16 protein-coding genes are annotated in these 19082 nt (G+C 61.1%); 10 read left to right on the forward strand and 6 right to left on the reverse strand.

Annotated elements, in window-relative coordinates; genetic code table 11:
- Positions 1-38 precede the first annotated feature (38 nt).
- A complete protein-coding gene (locus HBR93_RS11690) occupies positions 39-848 on the reverse strand; it encodes a UDP-2,3-diacylglucosamine diphosphatase (protein WP_057438785.1) in 810 nt (269 codons plus the stop codon).
- Between the two features lie 134 nt (positions 849-982).
- On the opposite strand from HBR93_RS11690, the gene HBR93_RS11695 reads away from it, so the two are divergent.
- The 3 genes from HBR93_RS11695 to HBR93_RS11705 all read left to right on the forward strand — a co-directional run bounded on the left by HBR93_RS11695 (position 983) and on the right by HBR93_RS11705 (position 3126).
- Complete coding sequence (locus HBR93_RS11695; protein WP_115127651.1) at positions 983-1741, forward strand: AraC family transcriptional regulator; 759 nt, start codon at positions 983-985, stop codon at positions 1739-1741.
- A 93-nt stretch (positions 1742-1834) separates the two neighbouring features.
- Entirely contained in the window at positions 1835-2716 is an 882-nt protein-coding gene (locus HBR93_RS11700) for an EamA family transporter (RefSeq protein WP_169960371.1), read from the forward strand.
- Positions 2717-2844: 128 nt separating this feature from the next.
- On the forward strand, positions 2845-3126 hold the full coding sequence (locus tag HBR93_RS11705; RefSeq protein ID WP_057958864.1) for a hypothetical protein: 282 nt from the start codon (positions 2845-2847) through the stop codon (positions 3124-3126).
- Positions 3127-3164: 38 nt separating this feature from the next.
- Here HBR93_RS11705 and HBR93_RS11710 read toward each other — a convergent pair whose 3' ends face one another.
- Positions 3165-3452, reverse strand: coding sequence for a SelT/SelW/SelH family protein (locus tag HBR93_RS11710; RefSeq protein WP_057438781.1), 288 nt, complete (start codon positions 3450-3452; stop codon positions 3165-3167).
- 83 nt (positions 3453-3535) lie between these two features.
- On the opposite strand from HBR93_RS11710, the gene HBR93_RS11715 reads away from it, so the two are divergent.
- Entirely contained in the window at positions 3536-5725 is a 2190-nt protein-coding gene (locus HBR93_RS11715) for a patatin-like phospholipase family protein (protein ID WP_115127649.1), read from the forward strand.
- 145 nt (positions 5726-5870) lie between these two features.
- On the opposite strand, the gene HBR93_RS11720 is transcribed toward HBR93_RS11715, so the two are convergent.
- Positions 5871-6305 (reverse strand): MarR family transcriptional regulator, encoded by a 435-nt coding sequence (locus HBR93_RS11720; protein WP_057438780.1) that lies wholly within the window; start codon positions 6303-6305, stop codon positions 5871-5873.
- A 121-nt stretch (positions 6306-6426) separates the two neighbouring features.
- On the reverse strand, positions 6427-8556 hold the full coding sequence (recQ, locus tag HBR93_RS11725) for a DNA helicase RecQ (protein ID WP_057438779.1): 2130 nt from the start codon (positions 8554-8556) through the stop codon (positions 6427-6429).
- A 274-nt stretch (positions 8557-8830) separates the two neighbouring features.
- Between recQ and HBR93_RS11730 the strand changes: the two genes are divergently transcribed.
- From HBR93_RS11730 to HBR93_RS11740, 3 genes are all read left to right on the forward strand, one after another.
- A complete protein-coding gene (locus HBR93_RS11730; RefSeq protein ID WP_057438778.1) occupies positions 8831-9418 on the forward strand; it encodes a YecA family protein in 588 nt (195 codons plus the stop codon).
- 20 nt (positions 9419-9438) lie between these two features.
- Complete coding sequence (locus tag HBR93_RS11735) at positions 9439-9825, forward strand: YbaN family protein (RefSeq protein WP_057438777.1); 387 nt, start codon at positions 9439-9441, stop codon at positions 9823-9825.
- 107 nt (positions 9826-9932) lie between these two features.
- A complete protein-coding gene (locus HBR93_RS11740) occupies positions 9933-13403 on the forward strand; it encodes a PAS domain-containing hybrid sensor histidine kinase/response regulator (protein WP_115127648.1) in 3471 nt (1156 codons plus the stop codon).
- A gap of 447 nt (positions 13404-13850) precedes the next feature.
- On the opposite strand, the gene rmuC is transcribed toward HBR93_RS11740, so the two are convergent.
- Positions 13851-15215 (reverse strand): DNA recombination protein RmuC, encoded by a 1365-nt coding sequence (gene rmuC, locus HBR93_RS11745; RefSeq protein WP_169960423.1) that lies wholly within the window; start codon positions 15213-15215, stop codon positions 13851-13853.
- Between the two features lie 175 nt (positions 15216-15390).
- Positions 15391-15714, reverse strand: a complete 324-nt coding sequence (locus HBR93_RS11750) for a sel1 repeat family protein (protein WP_169960372.1) — start codon at positions 15712-15714, stop codon at positions 15391-15393.
- An 879-nt stretch (positions 15715-16593) separates the two neighbouring features.
- Here HBR93_RS11750 and HBR93_RS11755 point away from each other — a divergent pair.
- The 3 genes from HBR93_RS11755 (at position 16594) to HBR93_RS11765 (ending at position 19019) form a co-directional block, all read left to right on the forward strand.
- On the forward strand, positions 16594-16818 hold the full coding sequence (locus HBR93_RS11755; RefSeq protein WP_007898912.1) for a hypothetical protein: 225 nt from the start codon (positions 16594-16596) through the stop codon (positions 16816-16818).
- A gap of 279 nt (positions 16819-17097) precedes the next feature.
- A complete protein-coding gene (locus tag HBR93_RS11760) occupies positions 17098-17580 on the forward strand; it encodes a hypothetical protein (protein WP_057438774.1) in 483 nt (160 codons plus the stop codon).
- A gap of 146 nt (positions 17581-17726) precedes the next feature.
- Entirely contained in the window at positions 17727-19019 is a 1293-nt protein-coding gene (locus tag HBR93_RS11765; protein WP_057438773.1) for an outer membrane protein transport protein, read from the forward strand.
- Positions 19020-19082 lie beyond the last annotated feature (63 nt).

Below are 19082 nucleotides of genomic sequence, written 5' to 3' on the forward strand. Positions count from 1 at the left end.
AGCAAGCCCGCTCCCACATTTTTTGACCGAGGCGATCTTCAGCCAGCAACCATCTCGGCCTTGACCTGCGCCTCCTTGGCCTGGGCATCCGCCAACCGATACAACTCGATATGCCCATCCCAGTGCTCGATCAATGCCGTGCACGACTCCACCCAATCCCCGCAATTGAGGTAGTCCACCTCTCCCACCTTGCGAATCTCCGCATGGTGGATATGCCCGCACACCACGCCGTGCAGCTCGCGTTTGGTCACTTCATGGGCGATGGCTTCCTCGAAATCGCTGATAAAGCTCACCGCTGTCTTCACCTTATGCTTGAGGTACGCCGACAGCGACCAGTAGCCATAGCCATAACGCGCCCGCCAGTGGTTCAGCCAGCGGTTGAGGGTCAGGGTGAACTCGTAGGCCGAATCGCCAAGAAACGCCAGCCAACGGTGGTAACGGGTGATCACGTCGAACTGGTCGCCGTGGATCACCAGCAGATGCCGGCCATCGGCAGTCACATGCACCGCTTCGTCCACCAGTTGGATATTGCCCAGGATCAGCTTGGAATAGCGGCGCAGGAACTCGTCGTGGTTGCCGGTGACGTAGATCACCTCGGTGCCACGCTTGCTCATGGTCAGCAGGCGGCGGATCACGTTGGTGTGGGCCTGGGGCCAGTACATGCCGCTGCGCAGTTTCCAGCCGTCGATGATATCGCCCACCAGGTACACCTTGTCGGCGTGGTAGCCCTTGAGGAACTGCGACAGATGTTCGGCCTGGCAGTCCCGGGTGCCCAGGTGCACGTCGGAGATCCACAGGGTACGAACCCGTTGCTTGCGGCTGGGTTTGGCGAGCTCGGCGCTGGTCATGGGCATACCTCAGGGGTGTTTTCGCCAGCTTGCGCCCGGGCAATTAATAGCCCATGACAGTCTTGCGTCAGTCAGATGACAGCGCCCGCCGCCCGTCGGGCGGTGTAAACTGCCGGCCTGCCCGGGAGATTGCGATGAGACCGACCCTCACGCTGCGCCATTACACCCACGACCTGATTGCCCATAGCCATGACCATGCGCAACTGGTGTTCGGCCTGGCCGGCCGCCTGGATTTCGAGGTGGAAGGCATCGGCGGCGAAGTTTGCCCGCAAGGGGTGATGGTCCTGCCCTTCTCCACCCATCACGCCTGCGGCAGCCCCCAGGGCAGCCACTGCCTGGTACTGGATGTGCCCGACGAACAGTGGATGGTGCAATCCTTGGGCGAGCACGCGGATGCCAGTCGCCGCCTGCTGGATCGGCCGGCGCGGGTGAGCCTGGATAGCCGCCAGGGCCAGTTGGTCAACTGGCTGGCGAGCGGCGCACTGGATGACCCCTTGATCGCCCAACAAGGTGCGGTGCTGCTACTGGCCACGCTCAATGGCCAACCACCTGCGCACACCGGCGCACGACGCCTGCCCTATGGCGCCTTCAATGCCCATATCGACCAGCATGCGGCCTACCCGCTGCAGGTCGCGGATCTGGCACGGCTGGCGGATATGTCCGTCGCCCGCCTGCACGCACGCTTTGTCACCGAATGCGGGCTGACTCCCATGGACTACATCCGCAATCGTCGCCTGCAAATGGCCCGTGGCTTGCTGCGCGACAGCCTCCTGCCGATTGGCGAGATCGCCGCGCGGGTTGGCTATGCCTCGCAAAGTGCGTTTGCCGCCGCCGTGTTGCGCGAGTTCGGCAGCTCGCCCGGAGCTTTGCGCCGACTCGACAAGCGGCGCTAGTCCTGCGATAAAACCGGCGATTCCCACGACAGACACCCAGGCGCCAGGCGCTCTAGACTGGATGCCTGCCTGCCCACTGTTTTAAGGATTGTCATGACCCCGCGCACAGCCCTCGGCGCCCTGCACATTGGTGCATTAATGTTTGGCCTCACCGGCGTCTTCGGCAAACTCGCCGCCGCCTCGCCGAGCATTATCGTGTTTGGCCGCGCCGCCTTCGCCGTGCTAGCCCTGGCATTGTTCGCCCGCTTCGCCAGCAACACACCCTGGCACAAGCTGTACAGCGCCGACCTGCGGCGCCTGCTGCTCAGCGGCTTGCTGCTGGCCGGGCACTGGGTGAGTTTCTTTATTGCGGTGAAAGTGGCCGGCGTGGCGATTGCGACGCTGGGTTTCACCACCTTCCCGGCGTTTACGGTGATCCTCGAAGGGCTGATCTTTCGCGAGCGGATCCGCGCCAATGAAATGGTGCTGGTGGTGCTGGTCAGCGTCGGCCTGGTGCTGGTCACCCCGGACTTCGATCTCGCCAGCCAGGCCACCAGCGGCCTGGTCTGGGCCGTGGTCTCGGGCCTGCTGTTCTCGCTGCTGTCATTGAACAACCGGGCCAGCGCCAGCATCCCGCCCGTGCAGGCGGCCTTGTGCCAGAACGTGGTAGTCGCCCTGTGCCTGCTACCTGTCGCGGCCCCAGGCCTCGCAGAAGTACGCGCCCTGGACTGGTTGTGGATCGGCCTGTTGGGGGTGTTCTGTACCGGCCTGGCCCACAGTTTGTTTGTCGGCAGCCTCAAGGTGCTCAAGGCGCGCACCGCTGCTGTGGTATTCGCCATGGAGCCGGTGTATGGCATCACCGTGGCCTGGCTGCTGTTCAGCGAAACCCCGACCCTGCGCATGCTGCTGGGCGGTGTGCTGATTATTGCCGCCATAGTCGTCTCAGGCTTGATGAGCCGCCCTGTCAAGGCCAGGCAACCGACGGCCGCGGCCTGATCTATACTTTTTGTATCCGCAACAGTCAGCTGTCGTTCAACGGATACAGACTCCTCGACGACAGCCGTGGTCCTTGAAGTTGCTGCATGCGAGTGGTCACTCCCCTAACGCTCTGCAGGAGTTTCACCATGGACATGTTTATCACCCTGATCATTCAGATCATCAGCGGCGCGGTCGGCGGCAATATCGCCGGCCTGAGCAAGCAAGGCCTGGGTTCCGGGCTCAACACCCTGGTCGGCGGCGTCGGCGGCCTGGTGCTGGGGCAGATCGTCTCGGCCATCAGCGGCATGCCGGCGGGCGGAGCCCTGGATGTTGCGGCGGTGGGCAGCAATATCGTTGGCGGTGGTGTGGGCGGCTTGGTGCTGACGTTTGTCGTCGGCTGGATCAAGAATAAAATGGCCGCCAAGTAAAGCACCCGACACTGCCGGCCAAGCGCCGGCAGTGCCGTTTACGAGGCGCGGTCGTTGTGCCCCAGGTCTCGCTGCGGATCAATCTGGTCGCGCACCCGCTGCTTGAGCACCTTGGCCTCCGGGAACCCGCCATCGGCCTTGCGCTCCCAGATCTGTACACCGTCGCACGTAATGCGAAACGCCCCGCCGGTCGCCGGCTCCAGCGCCACTTTGCCGAGGTCATCGGCAAAGGTGCTCAACAGTTCCTGGGCCAGCCACGCAGCGCGCAGCAGCCACTGGCATTGGGTGCAATAGGTGATGACAATCTCAGGCTTGGCAGTGGACATGAAATGACAGACTCCTGCATGACGGGACAGGTGAATCGGATGGCTATAATACCGGCCTTTATCGTCCAGCCCCGAGATTGATGATGCGCCGCCTGTTGTCCTGCCTGTTGCTGTGCTTACTCCCTGTCTTTGTCCACGCCGTGGAAGCCCCGCGCCCGAAAATCGGCCTGGTGCTCTCCGGCGGCGCTGCCCGCGGCCTGGCCCACATCGGCGTGCTCAAGGCCCTGGAAGAGCAAGGCATCCACATCGACGCGATTGCCGGCACCAGCATGGGCGCGGTGATTGGCGGGCTGTACGCATCAGGCTACAAGATCGACGAACTGGAAAAGCTCGCCCTGAGCATCGACTGGCAGTTGGCGCTGTCCGATGCCCCGCCCAGGGAAGATGTGCCGTTCCGGCGCAAACAGGATGACCGGGACTTCCTGATCAAGCAGAAACTGAGTTTTCGCGATGACGGCAGCCTGGGCCTGCCCCTGGGCGTGATCCAGGGCCAGAACCTGGCGCTGCTGCTGGAGAGCATGTTCGCCCACAGCAGCAACACCCGCGACTTCGACAAGCTGCCGATTCCATTCCGCGCCGTGGCCACTGACATCACCAGCGGCGAAAAAGTGGTGTTTCGCAAGGGCCATCTGCCCCAGGTGATTCGCGCCAGCATGTCGATCCCCGCAGTGTTCGCCCCGGTGGAGCTGGACGGCCGGCTGCTGGTGGATGGCGGCATGACCGACAACATCCCCCTGGATGTGGCGCGTGAGATGGGGGTCGATATCGCCATTGTGGTGGATATCGGCACGCCCTTGCGCAGCCGCAAGCAATTGACGACGGTGGTGGATGTGCTCAACCAGTCCATCACCCTGATGACCCGCCGAAATTCCGAAGAACAACTCAAGGCCCTGCACGCAGGCGATGTGCTGATCCAGCCACCATTGGCCGCGTATGGCGTGACCGATTTTGGCCGCGCCAAAGACATGATCGACGCCGGCTACCGCGCCACCCGCGCGCTGGATACCCGCCTGGCACGCCTGCGCCCAACCGGGTCCGTGGACGCCGAACTGACCGCCGCCCGCACGCCGGGCCAGCGCAACCCGACGATTACCGCGATCAAGGTGGAGAACGACTCGAAAGTCGGCGACGACGTGATCCGCTACTACATCCGCCAACCCATTGGCGAGCCCCTGAACCTGGCGCGCCTGCAATCGGATATGGGCACCCTGTACGGCCTGGATTACTTCGAACAGGTGCAATACCGCGTGGTGAAAAAAGGCCCGGACAACACCCTGGTCATCAGCGCGCGCGGCAAACGCAGCGGCACCGACTACCTGCGCCTGGGGCTCAACCTGTCCGATGACATGCGCGGCGACAGCGCCTTCAACCTCGGCGCCAGCTACCGCATCAACGGCATCAACCGCCTCGGCGCCGAATGGCTGACCCGGGTGCAGATCGGTGATCGCCAGGAGCTGTACAGCGAGTTCTATCAGCCGATGGATACCGGCTCCCGCTATTTCGTCGCCCCCTATATCAGCGCCCAGGCGCAAAACGTCGAACTGATCCTGGATAACGACCCGATCTCCGAGTACCGCCTGGAGCGCTATGGTTTTGGCTTGAACGTCGGCCGGCAGATCGGCAACAGCGGCGAAATCCGCTTCGGTGTCGGCGAGGCCTGGGGCAAGGCCGATGTGCGCATTGGCGACCGCGACCTACCAAGCGTGAGCTTCAGCGAGGGCTTCTACGAACTGAAGTACTCGTTCGACTCCCTGGATAACGTGTACTTCCCCCATACCGGCGAAGACATTGGCCTGGCCTACCGCGAATTCGAACCCGGCCTCGGCTCCGACCAGCGCTACCGGCAATGGGAGTTCAAGCTGGACAAGGCCATGAGCCACGGCCCGGACACCCTGGTATTGGGCGGTCGCTACGGGCGCACTCTGGACAATTCAGACGTGGTGATTTCCAGCTTCCTGCTGGGCGGTGCGCGGCAGCTGTCAGGGTTCCGCCAGGATGCGATTTCCGGGCAGAACATCAGCCTGATGCGCGCCGTCTACTACCGCCGCCTGACCCCACGCTCGTACCTGCCGCTGGACTTCCCACTGTACCTGGGCGCCTCCCTGGAACGGGGGCGGGCGTGGAACAACGACAATGAATTCGACAGTGGCTATATCAATGCCGCGAGCATCTTCCTCGGGTTTGATACACCGCTGGGGCCGTTGAATTTCAGTTATGGGTTCAATGATGACAATCAGAAGGCGGTGTATCTGAATCTTGGGCAGACGTTCTAAGAAAAACACTTAGCCGAGCTGGAGCAGGCTTGTGTGGGAGCGGGCTTGCTCGCGATGACGGAGTGTCAGCCAAATATCCAGTAACTGACCCGACGCCATCGCGAGCAAGCCCGCCCCCCACATTTTGATCAGCGGCGTAATCGGATCAGGTCTTTTCCAGGTTCGCCAGGATATGCCCATGCACCCGCATGCACACCCGCATATCCTCCTCATCGACCCCCACAAAAAGCTCCTGGCGCAAAGCCGTGGCAATAGTCTCGATCTGATCAATCAGCGGCCTTGCCGGATCACACAACACAATGCGCTTGGCGCGCCGGTCTTCTAGCACAGCCTGGCGTTGCACCAGACCCTGGCTTTCCAGGCTGTCGAGCAGACGCGCCAATGTGGGCCCTTCCACCCCGACGCTCTGGGCCAGCTCACGCTGGGTCGGCGCTTCTTCAAAGCGGGCCAGATGCAGCAGCACCAGCCAGCGGGCCTGGGACAGCCCAAGCCCTGCCAGACGGCGATCCAACTCGGCGCGCCAGCCACGGGACATTTGCGCCAACTGCATGCCAAAACGGTGTTGATCGGTTAACGGCATAAAAAACTCATGGGTTAGACTGAAAATAAAGTGTGGCTAATTATTAGTCAGCTAAGCATGACCTATGACAGTAGGCAAGGCTTGCAATGTACTGATTCGTTACATTGTCGTAATTGACGCATCAAATCTCGAATTCCGACTGCAAAGCGGCCCGCACACAGTACAAAACACCCTCAGGCACCCGCCCGGTGAACAGCGGTGCTATATCGGAAACAGGTGGCAACTCGCCTTCACCATCGAGAAACGCATCCTGGATTTCACCCAGCAAGTCTTCCGGCAGATCAAGGGCCTGCTCCAATGACAGCTGTTGCTTGCCAATGGACTCAGCCAGCAAGGTGTAGACGTTCTTTTCCGAGCACTGCAACTGCCCGGCGATCTGGATCGGGGTCATGCCGGCGCGGGCCAGGCTGATCAGTTCGTGGCGGATATCGGCGACTTCCTTCGGCGCCTCGGCCTGGCCGCCCAGGACTTCCAGGAAGGCCTGGCCATAACGCTCCAGCTTGCGCGCACCGACGCCACTGACCCGGGCCATTTCGGCCATGGTGGTGGGCTGCTCACGCAACATTTCCAGCAAGGTGGAGTCGGGGAAGATGACGTAGGGCGGCACGCTGTGCTCTTGCGCCAGCTTGCGGCGCAAGGCACGCAGGGCTTCCCACTGCTCGCGCTCTTCGCCACGCACCAGTTGGCTGGCCTGGCTGGTGCTGCTGGATTTGGCAGTGGTCTGCGGCTTGAGGTCGCGGCGCAGCTCCAGGCTGACCTCGCCTTTGAGCAGTGGCCGGCAACTGTCGTTCAAGCGCAGGCCGCCGTAGCCTTCCAGGTCGATATCCACCAGGCCACGGGCCACCATCTGGCGGAACAGCGAGCGCCATTCGCCTTCAGCCCGCGCCTTGCCCACGCCATACACCGACAGGTGCTGGTGACCAAAGCTGCGAATTTTTTCGTTGTCCTTGCCCAGCAGCACATCCACCAGATGGCCGACGCCATAACGCTGGCCGGTACGGAAGATCGCCGACAGGCCCTGACGTGCTGGCTCAGTGGCATCCCAGGTCTGCACACCATCTACACAGTTGTCGCAATGCCCGCAGGGCTGGGGCATGTCTTCGTCGAAATAGGCGAGCAAGGTCTGGCGACGGCAGCGGGTTTCTTCGCACAGCGACAGCATGGCGTCGAGCTTGTGCTGCTCCAGGCGCTTGTGGCGCTCATCGCCCTCGGAGTTCTGCAGCATCTGCTTGAGCATCACCACATCCTGCAGGCCGTAGACCATCCAGGCATCCGCCGGCAGGCCATCACGCCCGGCCCGCCCGGTTTCCTGGTAGTACGCTTCCAGGGATTTGGGCAAGTCCATATGGGCCACGAAGCGCACGTTGGACTTGTCGATGCCCATGCCAAACGCAATGGTCGCGACCATGATCAGGCCTTCCTCGTTGAGGAAGCGCTTCTGGTGGTAGGCCCGCAGTTCGTTGGGCAGGCCAGCGTGGTAAGGCAGCGCGGGGTAGCCCTGCTCGCACAGGAACGCCGCCACTTCATCGACCTTCTTGCGTGACAGGCAGTAGACAATCCCGGCATCGCTGCGCCGCTCCGAAAGGAACGCCAGCAACTGCTTGCGCGGCTGTTCCTTGGGCACGATGCGGTAAAAGATATTCGGACGGTCGAAGCTGGAGAGAAAACGTTCGGCGTTCTGCAGGTGCAGGCGCTCGACGATCTCTTCGCGGGTGCGCTTGTCGGCCGTGGCGGTCAGGGCGATGCGCGGCACGTTGGGGAACAGTTCGGCCAGTTGCCCCAATTGCAGGTATTCACGGCGGAAATCGTGGCCCCACTGGGATACACAGTGGGCCTCGTCGATTGCGAACAGGGAGATTTCCAGGCTCTGCAGGAACGCCAGCATCCGCGGCTGGACCAGACGCTCGGGCGCCAGATACAGCATTTTCACTTCGCCGCGGCGGATCCGCGCCGCCAGGTCGCGCTGCTGCTCGGCGCTCAGGGTAGAGTTCAACGCGGCGGCGGCGACGCCCAGTTCTTCCAGGGTGGCCACTTGATCGTCCATCAGCGCGATCAACGGCGAGACCACCACCGCCAGCCCTTCGCGCAACAATGCCGGCACTTGGAAGCACAACGACTTACCGCCGCCGGTAGGCATCAGGACCAGGGCATCACCGCCGCTAGCCACGCGCTCAATGATCGCACCCTGGCGGCCACGAAAGCTGTCGTAGCCGAAGATGTCCTTGAGGACGCGTTGAGCCTGTTCAAGCATGAAAAACTCCAAATTCCACCGAAATCCCTCTGTACAGGCTGGCTGAAAAAGCACGCCTGGCCGGAAAATAATCCGTAAGCGAACTTTTCCCGCAACCGCATCCGGCCTGCAGGGGCATCACAAAACGCGGCAGTATACCCGAGCACTCCCCGGCAAAGGGCGCCGCTGACGAATAGCGGCCCATCTGAAAACCTTGCAAATATGCCGTGCGGCTGGCCTGCACGCTCAAGAAAGCCTAGAATTCAGCATCGTATATTCCCAAGGTAGTCTTTCAATGTCCTTCGCTGAGCAACTAAACCGCCTGCAAGCCTTCCTCGATGCCGATGAGCTGCATGACGAGGCGCTGGACTACGTGGCCGCCCATGGCTACCTGACTGCGCTGTCGATCTGCTCCGAACCGGTTCCTGATCGTGAATGGATCGACGCCCTGTTCGCCGAAGAGCCGCACTACAAGGATGAGGCCCAGCGCAGCGAGATCGAAGAAACCCTGATCCAGCTCAAGGCCCACATCTCCCGCCAACTGGCCTCCGATGAAGAGTTCGAGCTGCCCTGCGAGCTCGACCTCGGCGAAGAGCCGGACGACTCCGACCTGCGCGGCTGGTGCATTGGTTTCATGGAAGGTGTGTTCCTGCGTGAAGCCGCCTGGTTCGAAACCGCCGAGGAAGAAGTCAGCGAAATGCTGCTGCCGATCATGGTCGGTTCCGGCCTGTTCGACGACCAGCCTGAGTTCGCCGACATCGCCAGCGATGCCAATCTGATGGACGACATGATCGTACAGATCCCGGAAGCACTGACCGCCCTGTACCTGCTGTGCAACGCCCCCGACGAAAAACCGGCGATCCTCAAGCCTCGCCATCACTGAGTCCCCCGCCCGTGGCGCCCATGGGCAACCGCTCCCCGATTGTGCGCTACGTGCTGCTGGCCATTGGCTGGTTGAGCGTAGTGCTCGGGGTGATCGGAATCTTCCTGCCGGTCTTGCCGACCACCCCCTTCCTGCTATTGGCCGCCGGCTGCTTTGCCCGTAGTTCACCGCGCTTCTACGACTGGCTGGTCAACCATCCGCGCCTGGGCCCTTGGATTCGGGATTACCTCGATGGCAACGGCATCCCACTCAAGGGCAAAGTCTATGCAATCGGCCTGATGTGGCTGAGCATCGGCATCTCTTGCTACCTGGTGCCATTGCCCTGGGCACGGGGTTTTATGTTGACCAGTGCGGTGTTGGTGACAATCTACATCCTGCGCCAGAAGACCCTGCCGCCACGATCGTAGGAACTGCCCCCTACCCGACCTTCGTCGGCACTGACTAACCCCGGCCATCATGCGAGACTGTCGTCCCGGGCCTGGAATGCCTGGGCGTTTTTATGTCCGGAGTATTCATGACGCTGTCCAGCGGGCTGATCGCCGCCGTTGCCCTGGCCTATATGGCCATTATGTTTGCCATCGCCTTCTACGGTGACCGCCGCCGTGCGCCCCTGCCGCCGCGGGTGCGTGCGTGGGTGTATAGCCTGTCGCTGGCGGTGTACTGCACCAGTTGGACCTTCTTCGGCGCTGTAGGTCAGGCCGCCGAACAGTTGTGGGCATTTTTACCGATCTACCTGGGCCCCGTCCTGCTGCTGGTGCTGGCGCCCTGGGTCCTGCAAAAGATGATTCTGATCAGCAAGCAGGAAAACATCACCTCCATCGCCGACTTTATCGCCGCGCGCTATGGCAAATCCCAGTCCCTGGCCGTGGTCGTGGCGCTGATCTGCCTGGTGGGCGTGCTGCCTTATATTGCCCTGCAACTCAAAGGCATCGTGCTGGGGGTCAACCTGCTGATTGGCGCCGGCGCCGATGCCACCGGCACGCGGGCCCAAGACACCGCCCTGATCGTGTCCCTGGTGCTGGCGCTGTTCACCATCGTGTTCGGCACGCGCAACCTCGACGCGACGGAGCACCACCGTGGCATGGTGCTGGCGATTGCCTTCGAGTCTCTGGTCAAGCTGTTCGCGTTTCTCGCCGTGGGTGCGTTTGTGACCTACGGCCTGTACGACGGTTTCAACGATCTGTTCAGCCAGGCAATGCTTGCGCCGAGGCTGGAGGAATACTGGAAAGAGACCGTCAACTGGCCCTCGATGGTGGTGCAGACCGGCGTGGCGATGATGGCGATCATCTGTCTACCCCGCCAGTTCCACGTCACTGTAGTGGAGAACATCGAGCCCCAGGACCTGCGCCTGGCCAAGTGGGTGTTCCCGGCGTATCTGGTGCTGGCCGCACTGTTTGTAGTGCCGATTGCCCTGGGCGGCAAGATGCTGCTGCCCAGCTCGGTACTGCCGGACTCCTACGTGATCAGCCTGCCTCTGGCCGAAGCCCATCCGGCCCTGGCACTGCTGGCGTTTATCGGCGGTGCTTCGGCGGCGACCGGCATGGTCATTGTGGCGAGTGTGGCGCTGTCGACTATGGTCTCCAACGATATGTTGCTGCCGTGGCTGCTGCGCCGGACCAACGCCGAGCGCCCGTTCGAAGTCTTCCGTCACTGGATGCTCTCGGTACGCCGGGTCAGTATCGTGATCATTCTGCTGCTGGCCTATGTCAGCTACCGCCTGCTCGGCTCCACCGCCAGCCTGGCGACCATCGGCCAGATTGCGTTTGCCGCCGTGACCCAGCTGGCACCGGCGATGCTCGGCGCGCTGTACTGGAAGCAAGCCAACCGGCGCGGCGTGTTTGCCGGCCTGGCGGCGGGCACTTTCCTGTGGTTCTACACCCTGGTGTTGCCAATTGCCGCCCATAGCCTGGGCTGGTCGCTGAATATCTTCCCGGGCCTGGCCTGGTTGCATGGCAACCCACTGGGGCTGCCGATCACCCCACTGACCCAGGGCGTGGTGCTGTCTTTGGCGGGTAACTTCACCCTGTTCGCCTGGGTCTCGGTGCTGTCGCGCACACGGGTCTCGGAGCATTGGCAGGCCGGGCGGTTCATCGGCCAGGAAACCAGCCAGCGCGCCAGCGCCCGCTCCATGCTCTCGGTGCAGATCAATGACCTGTTGAGCCTGGCCGCGCGTTTTGTCGGCGAAGAACGGGCGCAACAGAGCTTCATCCGCTTCGCCTACCGCCAAGGCAAGGGCTTTAACCCCAACCAGAATGCCGACAACGACTGGATCGCCCACACTGAACGGCTGCTGGCTGGCGTACTGGGTGCATCATCGACGCGGGCGGTGGTGAAAGCAGCGATTGAAGGCCGCGAAATGCAGCTGGAGGACGTAGTCCGTATCGCTGACGAAGCCTCCGAAGTGCTGCAGTTCAACCGGGCGCTGTTGCAGGGCGCGATCGAGAACATCACCCAGGGCATCAGCGTGGTGGATCAGTCCCTCAAGCTGGTGGCCTGGAACCGTCGTTACCTGGAGCTGTTCAACTATCCCGAGGGCCTGATCAGCGTCGGCCGGCCGATTGCCGACATTATTCGCTACAACGCCGAGCGCGGGCTATGCGGCCCGGGCGAGGCCGAAGTCCACGTGGCACGGCGCCTGCACTGGATGCGCCAGGGCCGGGCCCATACTTCGGAACGACTGTTTCCCAATGGCCGGGTGATCGAGCTGATCGGCAACCCGATGCCGGGTGGCGGGTTCGTCATGAGTTTTACTGACATTACTGCCTTCCGCGAGGCCGAGCAGGCCCTGACCGAGGCCAACGAGGGTCTGGAGCAGCGGGTCACCGAGCGTACCCATGAACTGTCGCAACTGAACGTGGCCCTGACCGATGCCAAAGGTGTGGCCGAGTCGGCCAACCAGTCGAAAACCCGCTTCCTCGCCGCGGTCAGTCATGACCTGATGCAACCGCTGAACGCTGCGCGACTGTTCTCGGCCGCCCTCTCCCACCAGAGCGAAGGTTTGTCCGGCGAAGCCCGGCAACTGGTGCAGCACCTGGACAGTTCGTTGCGCTCGGCCGAAGACCTGATCAGCGACTTGCTGGATATCTCCCGCCTGGAAAACGGCAAGATCAACCCTCAGCGTCAGCCATTTGCCTTGAGTGAACTGTTCGACGCCCTGGGCGCGGAGTTCAAGGTGCTGGCCCAGGAGCAAGGCTTGCGTTTCCGCCTGCGCGGCAGTCGCTTGCGCGTCGACAGTGATATCAAACTGCTGCGGCGGATCCTGCAGAATTTCCTGACCAACGCCTTCCGCTATGCCCACGGCCCGGTGCTGCTGGGTGTACGACGGCGGCGTGGCGAACTGCGCCTGGAAGTGTGGGACCGTGGCCCGGGCATTCCGCTGGATAAACAGAAAGTCATCTTCGAAGAGTTCAAGCGCCTGGACAGCCACCAGACCCGTGCCGAGAAAGGCCTGGGCCTTGGCCTGGCCATTGCTGACGGCCTGTGCCGAGTGCTCGGCCACCGCTTGCGCGTGCGCTCATGGCCAGGCAAAGGCAGCGTGTTCAGCGTCAGCGTGCCGCTGGCCAAGGCGCAGACCAGCGTGCAGGTACAAGCCACACCGGAAAAGGGCCTGCCGTTGAGCGGCGCCCAGGTGCTGTGCGTGGACAACGAGGACAGCATCCTGATTGGCATGCGCAGCCTGTTGAGCCGCTGGGGCTGCCAGGTCTGGACCGCACGCGACCAGGCGCAATGCGCCGTGTTGCTGGCAGAAGGCATGCGCCCGCAATTGGCCCTGGTGGATTACCACCTGGACCACGGCGAGACGGGTACCGAATTGATGGGTTGGCTGCGCGCACAACTGGCGGAACCGATTCCGGGGGTGGTGATCAGCGCCGATGGCCGGCCGGAAATGGTGGCCGAGGTGCATGCGGCGGGGTTGGATTACCTGGCCAAACCGGTGAAACCGGCGGCGTTGCGGGCGCTGCTGAATCGGCATTTGCCGTTGTAACGTGTGGGAGTTGGTTTGCCTGCGATGGTCAACGGTATCTACACGACTCTTTCGTGGTTCTTGGGGTTGTGTACAGATCCATTGCTACGGTCACGGCGGCTATTGGTTCCGCCCTTACGGCGGGTCACTTTTGGAAAAGAGCCCCAAAAGTAACCAAAAGGGCTCCTGCCCCACCACTCGGCACCTCGCCTAGGCTCGGTGTGCCCGTCATCCGACATTGATTTGGGGGGCCGCCGCGATGGGCCATCCATGGCCCAGCGCGGCTAACCCGGCGTCCTGCCGGGTTACCCCCCAAATCAATATCGGATGACGGCCAGCGTGGTTTAACGGGGCGCCTGAGATCAAAATCACAAGCAAAGCGAGGCGGCCTTAGAGCCGACCTGATCATTGAAGCGTGCGCGTCCTCCGGCTCCCACAAAAGCCCACTCCCGCATTTCGGTTCTGCGTCTAGTCAGGTAGCTGGGCGACGCCATCTTCGTCGGTCATCGCTTTTTCCAACAGATCCGCAGGCAGACCTTTACTGGCGCGCGCGCCGAGCAGCTTCAATTGTTCCACCCGGCTGACCAGATTGCCGCGACCATCTGTGAGCTTGTTGCGCGCTGCACTGTAAGCCTTATCCAGCTGTTGTAGGCGATTACCCACTTCATCCAGGTCCTGGATAAACAATACGAACTTGTCGTACAGCCAGCCGGCGCGCTCGGCAATTTCCCGGGCGTTCTGGCTTTGCCGCTCCTGCTTCCACAGGCTGTCGATCACCCGCAGGGTCGCCAGCAAGGTGGTCGGGCTGACGATTACGATATGGCGGTCGAAGGCTTCCTGGAACAGGTTCGGCTCGGCCTGCAACGCAGCCGAAAACGCGGCCTCGATGGGCACGAACAACAACACGAAATCCAGGCTGTGCAAGCCTTCAAGACGCTTGTAGTCCTTGCCGGCCAAGCCTTTGACATGATTGCGCAGCGACAGCACGTGCTGCTTGAGGGCGGCTTGGCCGATCACCTCGTCATCGGCCGCCACGTACTGCTGATACGCAGTCAGGCTGACCTTGGAGTCCACCACTACCTGCTTGTCGCCCGGCAACATGATCAGCACGTCCGGCTGGAAACGCTCGCCATCGGGGCCCTTGAGGCTGACCTGGGTCTGGTACTCGCGGCCCTTCTCCAGGCCGGCATGTTCCAGCACCCGCTCCAGAATCAACTCACCCCAGTTGCCTTGGGTCTTCTGCCCCTTGAGGGCGCGGGTGAGGTTGGTGGCTTCGTCCGACAGGCGCAGGTTCAATTGCTGTAGGCGCTCCAGCTCCTTGCCCAGGGAAAATCGCTCCCGCGCCTCGTTCTGATAGCTTTCTTCCACGCGTTTTTCGAACGACTGGATGCGCTCCTTCAGCGGGTCAAGCAATTGCCCGAGGCGTTGCTGGCTGGTTTCGGCAAATCGCTGCTCGCGCTCGTCGAAGATCTTCCCGGCCAACTCGGCGAACTGCGCGCGCAGCTCATCCCGCGAGCCTTGCAGGTCGTTGAGGCGTTGTTGATGGCTGTCCTGCTGCTCGCGCAGTTCGGCACGCAGGGAGGCCGACAAGGCGTCCAGGCGGCGCAGCTCGCCTTCCTTGGCGGAGCGCTCGAGGTTCCAGGCGTGGGCCGCATCGCGGGCGTTGTCGCGGTCGATCTGCAGCAGCTCGACTTCCCGGCGTACCGCCGCCAGGTCGGCCTGTTTGGCCGCATTGGCCTGGCTCAGGTCGCTGATCTCATCACGGCTGGCATCCAATTGTGCGGCCAGCCCTTCCTGGGCCATCTGCGCAGTGGCCAGGCGCTCCTCCAACAGTTCCCAACCGGCGCTGCGAGCGTTCAGGCGACGCTGGATCTGCCAGCACAGGACCATCAGAGGCAACGCCGCAGCGGCGAGGCCCAGTGCCACACTGGTCCAGTCAAAAGCCATAGCCATTCCTGCCATTACGGTAAAAGAGGAAGGTTAACCAAGCAGGCGCTTCGTGGACAGCTCAGTCTTTGATCTGACCCAGTTCACGCTGAGCGCCAGGGTCGCCGGCACGGGCGGCCTGGCGCAGCAGGTCGTGGCCGATGCGGCGGTCCCGGGCATTGCCGCACTCACGGAACATCAACAGGCCCAGGCGACTCTGCGCCACGACCACCCCTTCACGGGCGGGCTGCTTGAGCAAACGCCCGGCGAAGTGCTTGATATTGGGGTTATCGCCAATGCGCGGGTTATCCAGCAGCCACAGCGCGACTTTCAAAGAGAAACGCTTGGGCGGGGTAACACTCGGAGGGTTGTCGGTAACAGCGGGTGATACTGAGCGAAACTTCATAAAGCACTGTAGGGCAGAACGGAAGGCGCGCCACTCTACTCCTTTTTTCGTACGGGTAAAGCTGAAAAAACCCGGCACGCCCGTTCTAGAGCAAGCGCTTGGGACAATCCACAGAAGCTGTGGATAACTCAGTGGACAACCGTGCTTTAACTCGCGCAAAGGCCCATGGAACGGGGGCCGCGCTTAAACTGACGATTTTTTCACCAATAAAAAAAAGCCAGATTTTTCATTGACTTAAATTTTCGTTGCAGGCATTCGTGGGCTAATCCGACCATGCGCCTTCCGGGTGACACACTGCGCAACCAATGTGCACAACTACCTGCCTGGTGGTTATATCGCCGCCGCTTTGTGGCCCAAAACGTTACAGGGGTGACACACAAGCGTGGGCTGTACCAGGGGCCCAAGTAAGGTATTTTTGCTAACACACTTGCTTTACCGGTTTCAAGCCATTACTATCCACAGCGTTAGTACCAAGCTGAAAGTCAATTCTGGTCGAACAAATCCCCGCGACGTAGCTTCCCTAAAGAGAAGTTTTGTCAATCTTGATGGGATCGACCACCTCGATGGTTTCCAGGTATCACTTGAGACGACACTGCCTTTGAACAATGCAAAGGGTGTCGCGAAGTTTCCATACTCTGACCGAACCAACCTGCAAATTGATCAGGATCTTCACCCTGGGCCCAGAACCTTTGCCCCTGTTGTGTTGCCTGCCCTCCTAAGTACCTACCTGCCAGCCCAAGCGCGCCAAATTATTCAGCGCTTCAAACTGGCTGCTTTGTTCCAGTCGGGTTCTTCGCATGATCAATGGTGATCAGCGTCACTGGAACGTTTTAACGTTGCACGGTTCTTATCCGTGTCATTTGTAGGAACACCAATAATATGTCCACTCAAATCCATACTCAGGATGCCATTCGCACCCTCACCAATGCTTTTGCTCCAATGAACTGCCTGATCATGGCCGCTCGCAAAGGCTGCTTCAGCTTCACCCTGGTCAACGAACACGGCATCGCTCGTCACAGCGAACGCCTGTACCCCGATCAATACTCCAGCGCAGAGCCGCTGCAGGCCGTGATCGAGCGTACCCGTCAGGCCCTGGTTGCCTGATTGACCCGACGCTGAACATCGAAAACCCTGCCCGCAAAGCAGGGTTTTTTATTGCCTGGAATTCGGTTTTTTGTCGGTTGGCTTTAGGTCAAACAGATATAACGCTTATAACCCCCCACCGGAAATATTTTAAAAACAGACCTTTACGTCGTGAATCTGACACTACACTTCAACTCAGGCGGCATGATCCGCCTCCGGCGAGCCTGAGATCCGATCCACCGCTGCCAAGCCCCCCCTTCTCAGGCATCGCCGACCATTTTCAAGGGTTCCGAGGGTTCTATGGGCATTGCCGCCAGCGAATTGTGTCGTTATGTGATCAGACCCACGCTGATTTACCTGGGTCGCCACAGCCAAACCGCAGAATCCCTGCTGCTGGGGGTTGCCGCCAGCCAATCGGAACTGGGCTCGGCCCTGCATGACCGGCGCGGCCACGGCCTGTATCGCATTACCGAATCGCGCCACAGAGCCTTATGGGACAGCTACCTGGCCCTCGACCCGGAACGTGCCAGCCTGGTGCGCGGCCTCGCCAGCCAGCATGCCTTCCTCAGCGGGCCGCAGCTGGAGCTGACGGTCAACCTGCGCTACGCCACCGCCATTGCCTGGTTGCTGGTGGAACAACATCGCTCCGAACTGCCCCAACCCGACGATCTGCTGGCAATGGCGCGTATCTGGAAAGAAATATTTCACCCTCAGGGTCGGCTACGGGATTACACCCAGGCCTGGCAAACCTGTGTAAACCCAATGAATCAGGTCGCGTGCTGATCGGGCACTTTGCAAGATTCGGCAAAAAGCGGCAATTTTGGTCGGATTGTCCTACAAAACCGCTCTATCTCCAGCATTACAGCCTATAGCGCTAAGTTAATTTTATTGATACTTTCCGCAGCGGTGATCACCCCGGAGTTCTAATAATGAAAAAAGTAATGCTCAAGACCACACTTAGCCTCGCCGTTGCCATGGCCTCTTCCCAACTGTTCGCAAGCGGCTTTGCCCTCAACGAACAAAGCGTCAGCGGGATGGGTACCGGGTTCGCGGGCCGTTCTTCTTCTGCCGATGATGCAAGCACTGTTTTTGGCAACCCTGCCGGTATGGCTCGCCTTGAAGGCCAGCAAGTCACGGGCGGTGTTGCGGCGATTGATGCCACGACCAATATCAGCCAGGTCAGCGGCAACACCAACACTTCCGGTAGCAACAAAGGCGATATGGTGCCTTTCACTGCCGTACCGTTCGGTTTCTACACCAACAAACTCAATGATCAATGGGCAGTCGGTTTCGGCGTCTATGCGCCGTTCGGCCTGGTCACTGACTACGAACGTGGCTTCCAGGGCCGTGGCTTTGGCAGCAAGAGCGAAGTGAAGGTCATTACCTTCCAGCCAACTGTCAGCTATGCCTTCAACGACCGCGTGTCCGTAGGTTTTGGTCCGACCTTCAACCGCATCGCCGGTACGCTGGAGTCGGATGTTTCGTTGCCGCAAGCACCTAACGCCGTCAACAACATCAAGATCAAGGGTGACGATACCGCCCTGGGCTTTAACGTTGGCGTGCTGGTACAAGCCACCGACACCACCCGTGTGGGCCTGACCTACCACTCGAAAGTGAAGTACAAACTCGAAGGCCACACCGAAGTGTCCCCGGGCGCTGGCGTTCCACCGCAGCTGCTGCGCGGCAACCGCTACGACGCTTCGCTGAAGATCGACACCCCTGAATCCTGGGACCTGTCGGTGACCCAGGACATGAACGATGCCTGGAAGCTGTATGCCGGCGCGACGTGGACACGCTGGAGCCGCCTGAAAGACATCACCGTCAACAACGAAGGTGTAACTACGGGCAACGGCGGCGGTGCAGGGCCACAGCTGGTGGGCACCATCAAGGAAGACCAGAACTGGCACGACACCTGGGCTTACGCAGTCGGTACCTCGTACCAGCTGACCAAGCAAGTGGTCCTGCGCACTGGCCTGACCTTCGACCAGTCGCCTACCAACAACACTAATCGTTCGCCACGTATCCCTACCGGCGACCGGACCATCTTCAGTGTTGGCCTGGGCTACGCGGTCATGGATAACATGACCATCGACCTGGCCTACTCGTACCTGCAGGAAGAAGACATCAAGGTCAACAGCCACAACAAGCTGGGCCAGACTTACAACGCCAAGTATGAAAACAGCGCCAACGGTTTCGGCCTGGGCATGACGTACAAGTTCTGATCCAACGCTGCATAAAAAAGCCCCGCTCTCCTGCAAAGGAGGCGGGGCTTTTTAGTGGCCGAT

The organism is Pseudomonas sp. WS 5411, assembly GCF_012985595.1.
GTDB lineage: Bacteria > Pseudomonadota > Gammaproteobacteria > Pseudomonadales > Pseudomonadaceae > Aquipseudomonas > Aquipseudomonas shahriarae.

Coding starts and splice junctions, on each gene's coding strand:
- HBR93_RS11765 (WP_057438773.1), top strand. CDS start 17,727: ATGAAAAAAGTAATGCTCAAGACCACACTTAGCCTCGCCGTTGCCATG.
- HBR93_RS11735 (WP_057438777.1), top strand. CDS start 9,439: ATGGGCAACCGCTCCCCGATTGTGCGCTACGTGCTGCTGGCCATTGGC.
- HBR93_RS11710 (WP_057438781.1), bottom strand. CDS start 3,452: ATGTCCACTGCCAAGCCTGAGATTGTCATCACCTATTGCACCCAATGC.
- HBR93_RS11700 (WP_169960371.1), top strand. CDS start 1,835: ATGACCCCGCGCACAGCCCTCGGCGCCCTGCACATTGGTGCATTAATG.
- HBR93_RS11720 (WP_057438780.1), bottom strand. CDS start 6,305: ATGCCGTTAACCGATCAACACCGTTTTGGCATGCAGTTGGCGCAAATG.
- HBR93_RS11755 (WP_007898912.1), top strand. CDS start 16,594: ATGTCCACTCAAATCCATACTCAGGATGCCATTCGCACCCTCACCAAT.
- HBR93_RS11760 (WP_057438774.1), top strand. CDS start 17,098: ATGGGCATTGCCGCCAGCGAATTGTGTCGTTATGTGATCAGACCCACG.
- recQ (WP_057438779.1), bottom strand. CDS start 8,556: ATGCTTGAACAGGCTCAACGCGTCCTCAAGGACATCTTCGGCTACGAC.
- HBR93_RS11705 (WP_057958864.1), top strand. CDS start 2,845: ATGGACATGTTTATCACCCTGATCATTCAGATCATCAGCGGCGCGGTC.
- HBR93_RS11695 (WP_115127651.1), top strand. CDS start 983: ATGAGACCGACCCTCACGCTGCGCCATTACACCCACGACCTGATTGCC.
- HBR93_RS11690 (WP_057438785.1), bottom strand. CDS start 848: ATGACCAGCGCCGAGCTCGCCAAACCCAGCCGCAAGCAACGGGTTCGT.
- HBR93_RS11730 (WP_057438778.1), top strand. CDS start 8,831: ATGTCCTTCGCTGAGCAACTAAACCGCCTGCAAGCCTTCCTCGATGCC.
- HBR93_RS11750 (WP_169960372.1), bottom strand. CDS start 15,714: ATGAAGTTTCGCTCAGTATCACCCGCTGTTACCGACAACCCTCCGAGT.
- HBR93_RS11740 (WP_115127648.1), top strand. CDS start 9,933: ATGACGCTGTCCAGCGGGCTGATCGCCGCCGTTGCCCTGGCCTATATG.
- HBR93_RS11715 (WP_115127649.1), top strand. CDS start 3,536: ATGCGCCGCCTGTTGTCCTGCCTGTTGCTGTGCTTACTCCCTGTCTTT.